The sequence below is a fragment of the Streptococcus mitis genome, from assembly GCF_002096855.1.
Classification (GTDB): domain Bacteria; phylum Bacillota; class Bacilli; order Lactobacillales; family Streptococcaceae; genus Streptococcus; species Streptococcus mitis_Y.
Map to the genome: position 1 here is coordinate 67,033 of NZ_NCVH01000031.1, position 15,707 is coordinate 82,739.

The window sequence follows — 15,707 nt, forward strand, 5'->3', positions numbered from 1 at the left end:
TTTTGCTAAAATTGATTCTCACACAATTACTTCCTAAGTTTTTATTAGTATTAGTATACCATTTTTTAAAACTAGAGTAAAAAAGCAAGGGTAGTTTCTTTTTTGAGAATTGTCACAAAATTTGCTATAATAGTGACTATGAATAGAATAAGAGTCAACAAACGGGTTGAAAAAAAGCTTTCCAAGGGGCTTGTTTTACTAGAAGCTAGCGACCTTGCAGATGTTCATCTCAAGGATCAGGAAGTAGAAGTTCATAGTCAAGATGGAAACTTTCTTGGTACTGCCTACCTTTCTCAGCAAAACAAGGGCTTGGGCTGGTTTGTGAGCACAGATAAGGTGACCTTCAATCAAGCTTTCTTTGAAGCACTGTTTAGACAAGCTAAAGAAAAGAGAAGTGCCTACTATCAAGACGAATTGACAACTGCCTTTCGTCTCTTCAACCAAGAGGGAGATGGCTTTGGTGGTCTGATAGTGGACCTTTATGGCGACTATGCTGTCTTTTCTTGGTATAACTCTTATGTTTATCAGATTCGTCAGACTATCTCAGAAGCCTTTAGACAAGTTTTTCCTGAGGTGTTAGGAGCATATGAAAAGATCCGTTTTAAGGGTTTGGACTATGAATCTGCCCATGTTTATGGTCAAGAAGCACCTGACTTTTTCACTGTTTTGGAAAATGGTGTTCTGTATCAAGTCTTTATGAACGATGGCTTGATGACAGGGATTTTCCTAGACCAGCATGAAGTTCGCGGTAGTTTAGTGGATGGATTGGCTATGGGTAAATCCTTGCTCAATATGTTTTCCTACACAGCAGCCTTTTCAGTAGCTGCAGCCATGGGGGGAGCTAGCCAGACAACTTCGGTTGACCTAGCCAAACGTTCACGAGAATTGTCTCAAGCGCATTTTCAGGTAAATGGGCTCAGCACAGACAACCATCGTTTTATAGTCATGGATGTCTTTGAGTATTTCAAGTATGCTAAGCGAAAAGGCTTGACCTATGATGTGATTGTCCTAGATCCGCCTAGCTTTGCTCGGAACAAAAAACAAACGTTCTCTGTGGCCAAGGATTATCACAAGTTGATTTCCCAGAGTCTTGAGATTTTAAATCCGGGAGGGATTATCATTGCCAGTACCAATGCTGCCAATGTATCCCGCCAGAAATTTACAGAACAAATTGATAAAGGTTTTGCAGGAAGAAGGTATCAGATTTTAAACCAATATGGTCTTCCAGCAGACTTTGCCTATAATAAAAAAGATGAAAGCAGTAATTACCTCAAGGTGATTAGTATGAAGGTTAGTAAATGAAATTAGTCGTCTCAGTAATGCCAAGAAGTTTAGAAGAAGCGCAAGAACTGGATGCCACTAGGTATGAAGATGCCGATATCATTGAGTGGCGTGCAGACTTTCTTGCAAAGGACGTTATTTTACAGGTAGCACCCGCTATCTTTGAAAAATTTGCAGGACGCGAACTGGTTTTTACCCTTCGGACTCGCGCTGAGGGAGGAGAAATCGACCTTTCTCCAGAAGAATATATCCATCTAATCAAGGAAGTGGCGCAACTCTATCAACCAGATTATATTGATTTTGAGTACTACAGCTACAAGGATGTTTTTGAGGAAATGCTGGACTTCCCAAATCTCGTTTTGAGTTACCACAATTTCCAAGAAACACCTGAAAATATGATGGAAATCTTGTCAGAGTTGACGAGCTTAAATCCAAAACTTGTTAAGGTTGCGGCTATGGCTCACACGGAGCAGGATGTGCTAGACTTGATGAACTATACACGAGGCTTTAAAACCCTCAATCCTGAGCAGGAGTATGTAACTATTTCTATGGGCAAGGTGGGTAAGGTCTCTCGTATCACTGCGGATGTGACAGGTTCTAGCTGGTCCTTTGCTAGTCTAGATGAGGCAAGTGCCCCAGGTCAGATTTCCCTAGCTAACATGAAAAAAATTCGGGAGATTTTGGATGAAGCTTGATGGCTATACACGTTTAGCTGCAGTTGTTGCCAATCCTATTAAGCATTCGATTTCCCCCTTTATCCACAATAGTGCCTTTGAGGCGACAGCTACCAATGGTGCTTATGTGGCTTGGGAGATTGAAGTGGCTGACTTGGCAGAAACAGTGGCCAATATTCGTCGCTACCAGATGTTTGGCATCAACCTGTCCATGCCCTATAAGGAGCAGGTGATTCCTTATTTGGATGAGCTGAGCGATGAAGCGCGCTTGATTGGTGCGGTTAATACGGTTGTCAATGAGAATGGCAATTTAATTGGATATAATACAGATGGCAAGGGATTTTTTAAGAGCTTGCCTTCTTTTACAATTACAGGTAAGAAGATGACCTTGCTGGGTGCAGGTGGTGCGGCTAAATCAATCTTGGCACAGGCTATTTTGGATGGTGTCAGTCAGATTTCTGTCTTTGTTCGTTCGGTTTCGATGGAAAAAACAAGACCTTATCTAGACAAGTTACAAGAGCAGACAGGTTTTAAAGTGGACTTGTATGCTTTAGAAGATGTTCCCGAACTGCAAGCAAGGATTGCTGGGTCGGATTTACTGGTCAATGCGACAAGTGTAGGAATGGATGGTCAATCATCTCCAGTTCCTGAAAACATTGTCCTATCAGAAACTCTTTTAGTAGCAGATATCATTTACAAGCCTTTTGAAACCCCATTTTTGAAATGGGCCAGAAGTCAGGGAAATCCAGCCGTCAATGGTCTGGGAATGTTGCTCTATCAAGCTGCAGAAGCTTTTCAACTGTGGACAGGAAAGGAAATGCCGACAGAAGAGATTTGGCAGTCCTTAACAGAAAAATACCAATAAAGAAAGGGAGATTCTCCTATGAAAATCAGAATCGATATTCCTCATCATCCTTATGATATTCAGATTGAAAAAGGTTGTCTGGCTCAGGCTGGTCAATGGTTGCGAGAACTCTGGCAACCACAAAAGGTAGTCATTGTGACAGATAACCATGTAGCTTCTCTTTATGCAGAGAAGGTCAAGCTCAGCCTAGAAGATGCTGGTTTTCAGGTAGCTGTTTTTGATTTTTTAGAAGGTGAAGAAAGAAAGAATTTAACTACTGTTCAGAAAGTCTATGAATTTCTAGTTAAGCAGGGGTTGACTCGTAGCGATGGAATAGTGGCTCTCGGAGGTGGTGTCGTTGGAGACCTGGCTGGTTTCGTAGCCTCTACCTATATGCGGGGTATTCACTTTGTTCAGATTCCGACTAGTTTGACAGCTCAGGTGGATTCTTCTATCGGTGGAAAGACAGGCGTCAATACTCCATTTGCTAAGAATATGGTGGGGACCTTCACCCAACCAGACGGGGTTCTGATTGACCCACTTGTTCTTGGAACCCTCGGAAAGAGAGAGTTGATTGAAGGGATGGGTGAAGTTATCAAATATGGCTTGATTGAGGATCCAGAACTATGGACTCTATTGACGGAGCTAGATGGTACTGTAGAGAGCATTTTGGAGCATGCAGAGACCTTGATTGAACATTCTTGTCAGGTTAAGCGCAAGATGGTAGTTGAGGATGAGTTGGACAATGGTGTACGCCTTTACCTCAACTTTGGCCACACTATTGGTCATGCCATTGAAGCAACGGCTGGTTATGGCAAGGTCATGCATGGAGAAGCTGTGGCCATGGGCATGGTGCAGATTTCCAAGGTGGCTGAGGAAAAAGGCCTCATGCCAGAAGGAATAACCCAGTCTATTACAGAGATTTGTCAGAAATTTGGCTTGCCTGTTGATTATGAAAACTGGGATGTTGACAAGCTTTATCAGGCTTTGACTCATGATAAGAAAGCACGTGGCAATACCTTGAAATTGGTCTTGGTGCCAGAGCTTGGTTCAGCGACTATCCACTCAGTTTCTCTGGAAGAGATGAAAGACTACTTGGTAAAATAAGGAGAGTGTATGAGATATTTAACTGCAGGAGAATCACACGGCCCTCGTCTGACAGCTATCATTGAAGGAATTCCAGCTGGACTACCTTTGACAGCAGAGGATATCAATGAGGACCTTAAACGCCGTCAGGGTGGCTACGGTCGTGGTGGCCGTATGAAGATTGAGAGTGACCAAGTTGTCTTCACTTCGGGTGTTCGCCATGGGAAGACGACTGGGGCTCCCATTACCATGGATGTCGTCAATAAGGACCATCAGAAATGGCTGGATATCATGTCTGCGGAGGACATTGAAGACCGACTTAAAAGCAAACGAAAAATCACCCATCCTCGTCCAGGTCATGCCGATTTAGTTGGGGGCATCAAGTACCGTTTTGATGATTTGAGAAATTCTTTAGAACGTTCATCAGCTCGTGAAACCACCATGCGGGTGGCAGTTGGGGCAGTAGCCAAACGCCTCTTGGCTGAGTTGGATATGGAAATTGCCAACCATGTCGTGGTCTTTGGTGGCAAGGAAATCGATGTTCCTGAAAATCTCACAGTCGCTGAGATTAAGGAACGAGCTGCCCAGTCTGAAGTTTCTATTGTCAACCAAGAACGGGAACAGGAAATCAAGGACTACATTGACCAAATCAAGCGTGATGGAGATACCATTGGTGGGATTGTGGAGACAGTCGTTGGAGGTGTTCCAGTTGGTCTTGGTTCCTATGTCCAATGGAACAGAAAATTGGATGCAAGATTGGCCCAAGCTGTTGTCTCTATCAATGCCTTTAAAGGGGTGGAATTTGGCCTTGGATTTGAAGCTGGTTATCGTAAAGGCAGCCAGGTCATGGATGAAATTCTCTGGTCTGAAGAAGACGGTTATACCCGCCGTACCAACAATCTAGGGGGCTTTGAAGGTGGTATGACCAATGGGCAACCGATCGTTGTTCGTGGAGTTATGAAACCCATTCCTACTCTCTACAAACCACTCATGAGTGTGGATATTGAAACCCATGAACCCTACAAGGCAACAGTGGAGAGAAGTGATCCGACCGCTCTTCCAGCAGCCGGTGTGGTCATGGAAGCTGTTGTGGCAACGGTTCTGGCACAAGAAATCCTTGAAAAATTCTCATCAGACAATCTAGAGGAATTAAAAGAAGCGGTAGCCCAACACCGAGATTATACAAAGAACTATTAAGGAGTTCCTATGGCAAAAACAATCTATATCGCAGGTCTTGGTTTGATTGGTGCCTCTATGGCACTTGGTATCAAACGTGATCATCCAGATTATGAAATTTTAGGTTATAATCGCAGTCAAGCTTCGAGAGATATTGCTTTGAAAGAAGGCATGATTGACCGTGCAACAGATGATTTTGCCAGTTTTGCTCCTTTAGCAGATGTCATCATCCTTAGCTTGCCAATCAAACAAACCATTTCCTTTATTAAGGAATTGGCTGACTTGGACTTGAAAGAAGGTGTGATTATTTCAGATGCCGGTTCGACCAAGTCAGCCATCGTAGATGCGGCGGAGCAATATTTGGCTGGCAAGCCTGTTCGCTTTGTCGGGGCCCATCCCATGGCTGGTAGTCATAAGACAGGAGCAGCTTCTGCGGATGTCAATCTCTTTGAAAATGCCTATTATATCTTCACACCTTCGAGCCTGACAAGTCAGGATACGCTTGAGGAAATGAAGGATCTGCTTTCAGGTCTTCATGCCCGATTTATCGAGATTGATGCCAAGGAGCATGATCGAGTGACTTCTCAGATTAGCCATTTTCCTCATATTCTGGCTTCCAGTCTTATGGAGCAGACCGCGGTTTATGCTCAAGAACATGAGATGGCAAGGCGCTTTGCGGCCGGTGGTTTTCGAGATATGACTCGGATTGCGGAAAGCGAGCCGGGTATGTGGACTTCCATTCTTTTGTCCAATCGTGAAACTATTCTGGATCGAATTGAGGATTTTAAGGAACGTTTAGATGAGGTTGGACAAGCCATCAGCAAGGGAGATGAAGAGCAGATTTGGAACTTTTTCAACCAAGCGCGTGAGCAGCGTCAGGCTATGGAAATCCATAAGCGTGGTGGTGTGGATAGCTCTTATGACCTCTATGTCGATGTTCCCGATGAAGAAGATGTCATCTTGAGGATTTTGGAACTACTACGAGGAACTTCCTTGGTCAATATTCACATCAATGAGGAAAACCGTGAGGATATTCATGGGATTCTACAAATTTCATTTAAAAATGCTCAAGACTTGGAAAGAGCTGAGCACCTCATAACAGAAAACACCGATTATACAGTCGTCATCAAATAAGGAGAAAATCATGTCAAATATTTACGATAGTGCAAACGAACTTAGTCGCGGTCTACGCGAATTACCAGAATACAAGGCTGTTAAAGCAGCTAAAGATGCTATTTCAGCAGATGCTGAGGCAAGCAAAATTTTTACAGAATATGTTGCCTTCCAAGAGGAAATTCAAAGACTAGCACAGACAGGTCAAATGCCAGACGCTTCCTTTCAAGCGAAAATGGAAGGCTTTGGCAAGCAGATTCAAGGGAATAGCCTCTTATCAGAATTCTTTACTAAGCAACAACAATTGGCAATTTACCTTTCTGACATTGAAAAAATTGTTTTCGAACCAGTTTCAGAATTGCTAAAATAAGAACATTATTTTGTTCATTACTTATAGGTATTTTCTTAAGCGTATGATTATTATTGATAACTACTGTATTAGTTAGAGTTATTAGCGTGGTTCGTTTAAGAATGACTGTGGGGATGAATGTCTTTACTAATAAACAAAATACAAAACAAATTAAATAGGCTATTGAAAATCATAACTATAATACAAAATGAATTTGAAAGTTTATAACTGTTATTTTCTACTTCAATTGATAAGTTAGAAATTGTTGATGAGATAATAAATATAGAAACAATTATGAAAGAGAATGAAATTTTTATTATCGATAAATAGTAGATAAATGATGAACAATAGAAAATAGGAAAAAATATGTCAAAAAAATTAATTGCTCTAATAGGAATTCCTGTAGGAATTATCTTCATCAGTATTATAGTGTTGGCAGGTTCGTACAATAGTCTTGTTAGCAAAGATGAATCTGTGAAACAAGCTAACTCGAAGATTGAAGTGGCACTTCAACGTAGGGCTGACTTAATTCCAAATGTTGTAAATTCTGTAAAAGGATATATGAAGCATGAAGAAGACATCTTTACAAAGATTGCGGATGCTCGTTCTAAGATTGGCTCAGGAAATACAGAAACAAAAAATGAAGGGGAGAGCGAATTAACTTCTGCCATTTCTCGATTGCTAGTTGTTCAAGAAAATTATCCTGAGTTAAAAGCTGACACACAAGTATCTTCTCTAATTTCAGAGCTTGAGGGAACTGAAAATCGTTTGTTTGTCGCTCGTAAAGATTATAACGATACTGCAACAGAATATAATAAGACCACTAGACGTTTTCCTACTAGCGTGATAGCTAGTTTGTTTGGTTTCCAAAGAGCTGAGTTAATTGAAGCAGAGAAAGATGCAAAGGTTGTCCCTAAAGTCAATTTAACTGATTAGTCTTGTGGGGGATCTCCTATGAAAAAGTTACTTTTACTCTTAATTACCCCTTTATTCTTTTTTACGCCTCTGGTAGCGGCTAATATAGCTGTTCCAGATCGTCCTTTAAACGGTATTTACGATCCTAACGGTTATTTAACCACTAGTGTTGCAGAAACGTTAGAGAGTATGAATGCTGGGAGTGAAACCCAAGTGGGTATTTATATTGTAGATACCCTGGACGGTTCCAGTATCGAAGAGGTAGCCAATGAGGTTGCACGCAAATGGAAAGTTGGGAAACAAGATTCCAACAGTGGAATTTTAATTGCTATTGCTATAAAGGATAGAAAGTTTCGTATTGAAACATCCAACGAAGCAGCAATTTGGCTTACTGACTCTATGGCCAGTTCCTTACTAAATGATTCTAAGCCATACATGAAAGAAGGGAAATATACTGATGCCCTTAACAAAATTCTAGTAGGCATTTCTAAAGCGGAGTCTAGAAAAGCTGAAATCATAAACAAGAAGGAAAATAATCGACTTCCAAAAAGCTATGAAAAATCATTAAAAAAAAATGAAGGCTTTAGTAAGTACTTCGATTACATTCCGTTTCCGATATTGTTCTATCTGTTGTTCTTTCTTTTACTAAGTTTAGCAACGTGGATCAAGTACTTAAAAAGATGCCGCTTTTCTAAGTATGAGTACGAGGGAAAAGGCAAGCTGTATCCAGATTTTCCTGACTTTGTACCTAATGATACGTGGACTGAAGAACGTAAATCTGACTATAAAAAAAATAAGCGTTTAATTAGGTCTCAATATCAGTACGAAGGATATAACAAACTCTATCCAGACTCAAAAGGTTTTCTACCTAATGACACTTGGACTCCATTACTTATAGAAGCATACTACGCAGAAGTTGAAAGAAAGCAACTAGATAGGCTCAATCGCTCTCAATACTCTTATAATGGGAAGGGGAAACTCTACCCAAACGATAACGATTTTGTGAGGAATGCTTCTTGGACTTCCGAGCTCACAAAAAGCTACTATGCTTCACAAAGAGCACAGTCAGATTCTTCTTCCTCTAGATATGATTCTGGTAGTTCTAGTTCATCTTGGTCTTCAGATGATTGGGGTGGCGGTGGATTTGATGGTGGTGGTTCTTCAGATAGTTGGTAAATTGAAAATGAAAAAGAATTGCTAAAATAAGAAAATAACTATCATAAAGTCAGGAATTTTTAAGGAATTTCTGGCTTTTTATGATAAAATAGGTAAAAGTATTGCAAGTATGAGGTCCAGTATGAAACTAAAAACAAACATTAGCCACTTACACGGCAGTATCCGAGTTCCAGGTGACAAGTCTATCAGTCACCGTTCTATTATCTTTGGAAGTTTGGCTGAGGGTGAGACCAAGGTTTATGATATTCTGCGAGGTGAAGACGTTCTTTCGACCATGCAGGTTTTTCGTGACCTTGGTGTTGAAATTGAGGACAAAGATGGGGTTATTACCATTCAAGGTGTAGGCATGGATGGCTTAAAAGCGCCGCAAAATGCCCTTGATATGGGAAATTCTGGCACCTCGATTCGTCTGATTTCAGGTGTCCTTGCTGGTGCAGACTTTGAAGTAGAAATGTTTGGAGATGATAGTCTTTCCAAACGTCCTATGGACCGTGTGACGATTCCACTTAAAAAAATGGGTGTCAGTATTTCAGGACAAACTGAGCGAGACCTGCCTCCTCTTCATTTAAAAGGGACGAAAAACCTAAGACCTATTCAGTATGAGTTGCCGATTGCTTCTGCTCAAGTCAAGTCAGCTTTGATGTTTGCAGCTTTGCAGGCTCAGGGGGAGTCTGTTATTATCGAAAAAGAGTGCACCCGTAATCATACTGAAGATATGTTACAACAATTTGGTGGTCATTTAAGTGTGGAGGGCAAAAAAATCACAGTCCACGGGCCACAAAAATTGTCAGGACAAAAGGTGGTTGTTCCAGGAGATATTTCCAGTGCAGCCTTTTGGTTGGTCGCAGGTTTGATTGTTCCAAATTCTCGTGTGGTGCTTAATAATGTGGGCATCAACGAAACGCGTACTGGTATTATTGATGTCATTCGTGCCATGGGTGGAAAACTAGAAATAACTGAAATTGACCCAGTCGCTAAATCTGCTACTTTGACTGTTGAGTCTTCTGAATTGAAAGGAACAGAGATTGGTGGCGCTTTGATTCCACGCTTGATTGATGAATTGCCAGTTATCGCTCTACTTGCGACCCAAGCTCAAGGTGTAACAGTTATTAAGGATGCTGAGGAACTCAAGGTCAAGGAAACAGACCGCATTCAGGTTGTGGCAGACGCCTTAAATAGTATGGGAGCAGATATTACTCCTACGGCAGATGGAATGATTATCAAAGGAAAATCAGCCCTTAACAGTGCTAGAGTCAATACTTTTGGAGACCATCGTATCGGCATGATGACGGCTATCGCGGCCCTCTTGGTTGCTGAAGGAGAAGTGGAGCTTGATCGTGCAGAAGCCATCAATACCAGCTATCCTAGCTTCTTTGATGATTTGGAGAACTTGATTCATGGCTAAGGTGTTATTAGGCTTTATGGGAGCTGGCAAATCGACTATTGCAAGAGGCTTGGATCCAGCTTATCTCGATATGGATGCTCTGATAGAGAAGCGCTTAGGCATGTCTATTGCGGAATTTTTCTCGGAAAAGGGAGAAGAATCTTTTCGTCAGGTAGAGTCAGAAATCCTAGCTGAGTTACTACAAAGAGACAAAGTTGTGTCAACTGGCGGAGGAGTGGTTATTTCTCAGCGAAATCGTGACTTACTAAAGACAAATTCTGATAATATCTACCTGAAAACTGATTTTGAAACCCTCTACCACCGTATCGCAGCTGATAAGGACAATCAGCGTCCGCTTTTTCTAAATAATAGCAAGGAAGAACTTGCAGCTATTTTCCAAGAAAGACAGGCTTGGTATGAGGAAGTGGCTAGTCGGATTTTGGATGTGACCAAGCTAAGCCCAGAGGAAATTATAGAGGAACTGAGATGAAAATTGCTTATCTAGGTCCCAAGGGATCATTTTCACACCACGTTGTGCAGACAGCTTTTCCTCAGGAGGAATTGCAGGCTTTTGCCAACATTACAGATGTCATCAAGGCCTATGAGCAAGGATTAGTGGACTATTCTGTGGTGCCAGTTGAAAATTCTATTGAGGGTAGTGTTCATGAAACCTTGGACTACCTTTTTCATCAGGCTCGCATCCAAGCAGTAACAGAAATCGTTCAGCCTATTCATCAGCAGTTGATGGTGGTTCCAGGTCATAATAAGATTGAAAAGATTTTTTCACATCCACAGGCTTTGGCTCAAGGAAAGAAATTCATTGATGAACAGTATCCAGATGCCCAAATCGAGGTGACTGCTAGTACAGCCTATGCGGCCCGCTTTATTTCCGAACATCCAGACCAGCATTATGCAGCCATTGCTCCAAGAAGTTCTGCTGAAGAATATGGTTTAGAACTGATTGCCGAGGATATTCAGGAAATGGAAGCCAATTTCACACGTTTCTGGGTTTTAGGAGCTGAAAAGCCTAGTATTCCATTGAAAGCACAAACTGAGAAAATGAGTTTGGCCTTGACCTTACCTGACAACCTTCCCGGTGCCCTCTACAAGGCTCTTTCAACCTTTGCTTGGAGAGGGATTGACCTGACAAAAATTGAAAGTCGTCCACTCAAGACAGCACTGGGAGAATACTTTTTCATTATTGATGTGGACTATGCTGATAAGGACTTGGTCCACTTTGCCCAAAAAGAATTAGAAGTGATTGGAATCCAGTATAAAGTACTGGGCGCCTATCCTATTTATCCAATATCAGACCATGGAAAGGAGAGAAGATGAGTAAAGAAAATCCCTTAAGTCATCATGAGCAGTTGCGTTATGACTATCTCTTTAAGAACATTCATTATCTCAATGAGCGAGAGAAAAAAGAGTTTACTTACCTGCAAGGTAAGTTAAATATGGCTAGTGGTAGTGAAGTTTCTCCAGAAATTCATAATGAAAATCACGATATGGAAGAGTCTTTCATGGCATCAGTCAATCAGTCTCCTCTTCCATCCTATGGTAACCGAAGTCGAGCAAAAAAATATCAGAAAACTCATTCTCTTCCAAAGGTTAAGTCCAAAAAACGTAAGATTCGTTGGGGGCGCATTTTTGCAGGATTGCTTGCCTTTCTAGCCTGTGTCGGTTTTGGTATGATTTTTATGTTCCTAAAAGGCTATTCAAATGCGGATCTAAATAAACCTGCCAATGCTAAGGCAGCTCAAGTAGAAGTTTTTCATGGTCAAGATACCAAGGATGGGGTTAATATTTTGATTATGGGGACTGATGGACGGATTGGCCAAAATAGTGCTGAGACGCGAACGGATTCTATTATGGTACTAAATGTTGGTGGCTCAGATAAGAAAATTAAGCTGGTCAGCTTCATGCGTGATAACTTAGTTTATATTGATGGATATAGTAAGATTATCAATGGGAAGAAACAAACAGATAACAAGTTAAATGTAGCCTATGAACTAGGGGAACAAGAAGGCCAAAAAGGGGCGGAAATGGTTCGCCAAGTATTGAAAGATAATTTTGACTTGGACATTAAGTACTATGCCTTGGTTGATTTCCAGGCCTTCGCAACCGCTATTGATACTCTCTTCCCTGATGGGGTGACGATTGATGCCAAATTCTCAACCTTAGAAGGTCAACCTTTAACCGAAGCTACGGTGGGAGATGACTTGCATGCTACAGAAACAGAGTCTCCAACCCAGACTATCAAAGTTGGGAAACAGCAGATGAACGGTTCAACATTGCTCAATTATGCACGCTTCCGTGATGATGACGAAGGTGATTATGGTCGTACCAAGAGACAACAGCAAGTGTTGACAGCTGTTCTGCAACAACTCAAGGATCCAACTAAACTTTTTACTGGATCAGAAGCACTAGGCAAGGTCTTTGGGATGACCTCTACGAATGTTCCCTATAGTTTCTTATTGACAAATGGTTTATCCTTCCTAGATGGAGCGCAAAATGGCATTGAGAGATTAACAGTTCCAGAACTGGGTGATTGGGTAGATGATTACGATGTTTATGGAGGACAGGCACTCTTAGTAGACCAAAATAAATATCAAACTAAACTTTCTCAGATGAGGATGAAATAAACTAATACAGTAAAAATCAAGGTTCGAATCACTAGTGAAATAGTGGTTTGAACTTTGATTTTCTTAGTGTTTGATGGATTTTTAAGGCTTTTTTATGGTATAATAAAACGATATAACTCGTTATTGAACAGAAGAGGAGAGACATGAGTGATTTAAAAGCGATTCAGGCTCGTAGTCTGGAAATGGCTGAATACTTCGTCGCATTTTGTAAAGAACATGATTTGCTTTGTTATCTTTGTGGTGGAGGTGCTATTGGTGCCCTTCGAAACAAGGGTTTCATTCCTTGGGATGATGATCTAGATTTTTTTATGCCCCGTAAGGATTATGAAAAATTGGCAGAATTATGGCCTCGTTATGCAGATGAACGTTATTTCTTGTCAAAGAGTAACAAGGATTTTGTCGACCGCAATCTTTTTATTACCATTCGTGACAAGGAAACCACCTGTATCAAACCTTACCAGCAGGATTTGAATTTACCACATGGTTTGGCCTTGGACGTTTTGCCTTTGGATTATTATCCGAAAAATCCAGCTGAGCGGAAAAAACAGGTTCGTTGGGCATTGATTTATTCACTCTTTTGTGCTCAAACTGTTCCAGAAAAGCATGGCGCACTTATGAAATGGGGGAGTCGTATTTTACTGGGGGTAACTCCCAAATCTCTCCGCTATCATATTTGGAAAAAAGCTGAAAAAGAAATGACCAAGTACAGTCTGGCTGAGAGCGATGGAATCACGGAGTTATGCTCAGGTCCGGGCTACATGAGAAACAAGTACCCAATCGCATCCTTTGAAGATAATCTCTTCTTGCCATTTGAAGGAACAGAGATGCCCATTCCAGTTGGCTATGATGCCTATCTCAGCACTGCTTTTGGAGACTACATGACACCTCCACCAGCAGACAAGCAAGTACCGCATCATGATGCTGTCATCGCTGATATGGATAAGTCTTATACAGAATACAAGGGAGAATACGGTGGCTAAGAAAAAAATCTTATTTTTTATGTGGTCTTTTTCTCTCGGGGGTGGAGCAGAGAAGATTCTATCTACCATTGTTTCAAATCTAGATCCAGAAAAGTATGATATTGATATTCTTGAAATGGAACATTTTGATAAGGGATACGAATCTGTTCCCAAGCATGTACGCATTTTAAAATCCCTTCAGGATTATCGCCAAGCCAGATGGATTCGAGCTCTTTTGTGGAGAATGAGAATTTATTTTCCAAGATTGACTCGTCGCTTGCTTGTAAGAGATGACTATGATGTTGAAGTTTCTTTTACTATTATGAATCCTCCACTTTTGTTCTCTAAAAGAAAAGAAGTCAAGAAAATCTCTTGGATTCATGGAAGTATCGAAGAATTTCTTAAGGATAGCTCCAAAAGAGAATCACATAGACGCCAGTTGGATGCTGCGGATACCATTGTAGGAATTTCGAATAAAACCAGCAATTCTATCAAGGAAGTTTATCCAGATTATGCTTCGAAATTACGGACAGTTTACAATGGATATGATTTTCAGAGTATTCTAGAAAAATCTCAAGAGAAGATCGATATCGAGATTGCGCCTCAAAGTATCTGTACTATCGGACGGATTGAGGAAAATAAGGGTTCTGACCGTGTGGTGGAAGTGATACGATTATTACACCAAGAGGGAAAAAACTATCATCTCTATTTTATCGGGTCTGGGGATATGGAAGAGGAACTGAAAAAACGCGTCAAAGAATATGAGCTTGAAGACTATGTACATTTCCTTGGTTATCAAAAAAATCCTTATCAGTATTTATCTCAGACGAAAGTTCTTTTGTCTATGTCTAAACAAGAAGGTTTTCCTGGAGTGTATGTGGAAGCCTTGAGTCTGGGACTTCCTTTTGTCTCTACGGATGTTGGAGGTGCTGAGGAATTATCCCAAGAAGGACAATTTGGACAAATCATTGAGAGCAATCAAGAAGCAGCTCAGGCAATTACGAACTACATGACCTCTGCCTCAAACTTCGATGTCAATGAGGCTAGTCAATTTGTTCAACAATTCACAATTGCCAAACAAATCGAACAAGTAGAAAAACTATTAGAGGAGTAGCATGGAAACTGCATTAATCAGTGTGATTGTGCCAGTCTATAATGTGGCGCAGTACCTAGAAAAATCGATAGCTTCCATCCAGAAGCAGACCTATCAAAATCTGGAAATCATTCTTGTTGATGATGGAGCAACGGATGAAAGTGGTCGCTTGTGTGATTCAATCGCTGAACAAGATGATAGGGTGTCAGTGCTTCATAAAAAGAATGAAGGTTTGTCGCAAGCACGAAACGATGGAATGAAGCAGGCTCACGGAGACTATCTGATTTTTATTGACTCAGATGATTATATCCATCCAGAAATGATTCAGAGCTTATATGAGCAATTAATTCAAGAAGATGCGGATGTTTCGAGCTGTGGTGTCATGAATGTCTATGCTAATGATGAAAGTCCACAGTCAGCCAATCAGGATGAGTATTTTGTCTGTGATTCTCAAACATTTCTAAAGGAATATCTCATAGGTGAAAAAATACCTGGAACGATCTGCAATAAGCTAATCAAGAGAGAGATTGCAACTGCCCTATCCTTTCCAAAGGGATTGATTTACGAAGATGCTTATTATCATTTTGATTTAATCAAGTTGGCTAAGAAGTACGTTGTTAATACCAAACCCTATTATTACTATTTCCATAGAGGGGATAGTATTACGACCAAACCCTATGCAGAGAAGGATTTAGCCTATATTGATATCTACCAAAAGTTTTACAATGAAGTTGTGAAAAACTATCCTGACTTGAAAGAGGTTGCTTTTTTCAGATTGGCCTATGCCCACTTCTTTATTCTGGATAAGATGTTACTAGATGATCAGTATAAACAATTTGAAGCCTATTCTCAGATTCATCGTTTTTTAAAAGGCCATGCCTTTGCTATTGCTAGGAATCCAATTTTCCGTAAGGGGAGAAGAATTAGTGCTTTGGCTCTATTCATAAATATTTCCTTATACCGATTCTTATTACTAAAAAATATTGAAAAATCTAAAAAATTACATTAGAACGGG

Annotated in this window: 16 protein-coding genes; all 16 read left to right on the top strand. The window is 40.8% G+C overall.

Features of this window, described 5'->3' with window-relative positions; all coding sequences use genetic code 11:
- Positions 1-138 precede the first annotated feature (138 nt).
- The 16 genes from B7698_RS05535 (at position 139) to B7698_RS05610 (ending at position 15,701) form a co-directional block, all read left to right on the top strand.
- A complete protein-coding gene (locus tag B7698_RS05535) occupies positions 139-1,302 on the top strand; it encodes a class I SAM-dependent rRNA methyltransferase (protein WP_192855107.1) in 1,164 nt (387 codons plus the stop codon).
- Complete coding sequence (gene aroD / locus B7698_RS05540; protein ID WP_084864899.1) at positions 1,299-1,976, top strand: type I 3-dehydroquinate dehydratase; 678 nt, start codon at positions 1,299-1,301, stop codon at positions 1,974-1,976. Before B7698_RS05535 ends, aroD begins: the two co-directional genes overlap by 4 nt.
- Entirely contained in the window at positions 1,966-2,820 is an 855-nt protein-coding gene (locus B7698_RS05545) for a shikimate dehydrogenase (RefSeq protein WP_078238277.1), read from the top strand. The genes aroD and B7698_RS05545 overlap by 11 nt, the downstream gene beginning before the upstream one ends.
- Before the next feature lie 18 nt (positions 2,821-2,838).
- Positions 2,839-3,906 carry a 3-dehydroquinate synthase gene (gene aroB, locus B7698_RS05550; protein ID WP_084864900.1) on the top strand — a complete coding sequence of 356 codons (1,068 nt, stop codon included), beginning with the start codon at positions 2,839-2,841 and terminating at the stop codon, positions 3,904-3,906.
- Positions 3,907-3,915: 9 nt separating this feature from the next.
- Positions 3,916-5,082: a chorismate synthase gene (gene aroC / locus B7698_RS05555; protein ID WP_084864901.1), complete on the top strand. Its 1,167-nt coding sequence runs from the start codon at positions 3,916-3,918 to the stop codon at positions 5,080-5,082.
- Between the two features lie 9 nt (positions 5,083-5,091).
- Complete coding sequence (locus B7698_RS05560) at positions 5,092-6,195, top strand: prephenate dehydrogenase (protein ID WP_084864902.1); 1,104 nt, start codon at positions 5,092-5,094, stop codon at positions 6,193-6,195.
- A gap of 10 nt (positions 6,196-6,205) precedes the next feature.
- Positions 6,206-6,544: a YlbF/YmcA family competence regulator gene (locus tag B7698_RS05565; protein WP_000065980.1), complete on the top strand. Its 339-nt coding sequence runs from the start codon at positions 6,206-6,208 to the stop codon at positions 6,542-6,544.
- A gap of 345 nt (positions 6,545-6,889) precedes the next feature.
- Positions 6,890-7,459, top strand: coding sequence for a LemA family protein (locus B7698_RS05570; RefSeq protein WP_084864903.1), 570 nt, complete (start codon positions 6,890-6,892; stop codon positions 7,457-7,459).
- Positions 7,460-7,477: 18 nt separating this feature from the next.
- Entirely contained in the window at positions 7,478-8,614 is a 1,137-nt protein-coding gene (locus B7698_RS05575) for a TPM domain-containing protein (RefSeq protein ID WP_084864904.1), read from the top strand.
- Between the two features lie 121 nt (positions 8,615-8,735).
- Positions 8,736-10,019 carry a 3-phosphoshikimate 1-carboxyvinyltransferase gene (gene aroA / locus B7698_RS05580; protein WP_070527099.1) on the top strand — a complete coding sequence of 428 codons (1,284 nt, stop codon included), beginning with the start codon at positions 8,736-8,738 and terminating at the stop codon, positions 10,017-10,019.
- Positions 10,012-10,488 (top strand): shikimate kinase, encoded by a 477-nt coding sequence (locus tag B7698_RS05585; protein WP_001151349.1) that lies wholly within the window; start codon positions 10,012-10,014, stop codon positions 10,486-10,488. Before aroA ends, B7698_RS05585 begins: the two co-directional genes overlap by 8 nt.
- Entirely contained in the window at positions 10,485-11,333 is an 849-nt protein-coding gene (gene pheA / locus B7698_RS05590; RefSeq protein WP_084864905.1) for a prephenate dehydratase, read from the top strand. The genes B7698_RS05585 and pheA overlap by 4 nt, the downstream gene beginning before the upstream one ends.
- On the top strand, positions 11,330-12,640 hold the full coding sequence (locus B7698_RS05595) for an LCP family protein (RefSeq protein ID WP_084864906.1): 1,311 nt from the start codon (positions 11,330-11,332) through the stop codon (positions 12,638-12,640). Before pheA ends, B7698_RS05595 begins: the two co-directional genes overlap by 4 nt.
- A 143-nt stretch (positions 12,641-12,783) precedes the next feature.
- A complete protein-coding gene (locus B7698_RS05600; protein ID WP_084864907.1) occupies positions 12,784-13,620 on the top strand; it encodes a LicD family protein in 837 nt (278 codons plus the stop codon).
- The gene (locus B7698_RS05605; RefSeq protein ID WP_192855108.1) at positions 13,613-14,713 is read left to right on the top strand and encodes a glycosyltransferase; all 1,101 of its coding nucleotides are present in this window, start codon (positions 13,613-13,615) and stop codon (positions 14,711-14,713) included. Before B7698_RS05600 ends, B7698_RS05605 begins: the two co-directional genes overlap by 8 nt.
- A gap of 1 nt (position 14,714) precedes the next feature.
- Positions 14,715-15,701 (top strand): glycosyltransferase family 2 protein, encoded by a 987-nt coding sequence (locus B7698_RS05610; protein ID WP_084864909.1) that lies wholly within the window; start codon positions 14,715-14,717, stop codon positions 15,699-15,701.
- The last annotated feature ends 6 nt before the right edge of the window (positions 15,702-15,707 follow it).

Bases quoted from the DNA above. Each gene is read 5' to 3' on its own strand.
- B7698_RS05585 (WP_001151349.1), top strand. From the start codon at position 10,012: ATGGCTAAGGTGTTATTAGGCTTTATGGGAGCTGGCAAATCGACTATT.
- aroC (WP_084864901.1), top strand. From the start codon at position 3,916: ATGAGATATTTAACTGCAGGAGAATCACACGGCCCTCGTCTGACAGCT.
- pheA (WP_084864905.1), top strand. From the start codon at position 10,485: ATGAAAATTGCTTATCTAGGTCCCAAGGGATCATTTTCACACCACGTT.
- B7698_RS05570 (WP_084864903.1), top strand. From the start codon at position 6,890: ATGTCAAAAAAATTAATTGCTCTAATAGGAATTCCTGTAGGAATTATC.
- B7698_RS05545 (WP_078238277.1), top strand. From the start codon at position 1,966: ATGAAGCTTGATGGCTATACACGTTTAGCTGCAGTTGTTGCCAATCCT.
- aroB (WP_084864900.1), top strand. From the start codon at position 2,839: ATGAAAATCAGAATCGATATTCCTCATCATCCTTATGATATTCAGATT.
- B7698_RS05575 (WP_084864904.1), top strand. From the start codon at position 7,478: ATGAAAAAGTTACTTTTACTCTTAATTACCCCTTTATTCTTTTTTACG.
- B7698_RS05535 (WP_192855107.1), top strand. From the start codon at position 139: ATGAATAGAATAAGAGTCAACAAACGGGTTGAAAAAAAGCTTTCCAAG.
- B7698_RS05610 (WP_084864909.1), top strand. From the start codon at position 14,715: ATGGAAACTGCATTAATCAGTGTGATTGTGCCAGTCTATAATGTGGCG.
- B7698_RS05565 (WP_000065980.1), top strand. From the start codon at position 6,206: ATGTCAAATATTTACGATAGTGCAAACGAACTTAGTCGCGGTCTACGC.
- aroD (WP_084864899.1), top strand. From the start codon at position 1,299: ATGAAATTAGTCGTCTCAGTAATGCCAAGAAGTTTAGAAGAAGCGCAA.
- B7698_RS05560 (WP_084864902.1), top strand. From the start codon at position 5,092: ATGGCAAAAACAATCTATATCGCAGGTCTTGGTTTGATTGGTGCCTCT.
- B7698_RS05595 (WP_084864906.1), top strand. From the start codon at position 11,330: ATGAGTAAAGAAAATCCCTTAAGTCATCATGAGCAGTTGCGTTATGAC.
- aroA (WP_070527099.1), top strand. From the start codon at position 8,736: ATGAAACTAAAAACAAACATTAGCCACTTACACGGCAGTATCCGAGTT.
- B7698_RS05600 (WP_084864907.1), top strand. From the start codon at position 12,784: ATGAGTGATTTAAAAGCGATTCAGGCTCGTAGTCTGGAAATGGCTGAA.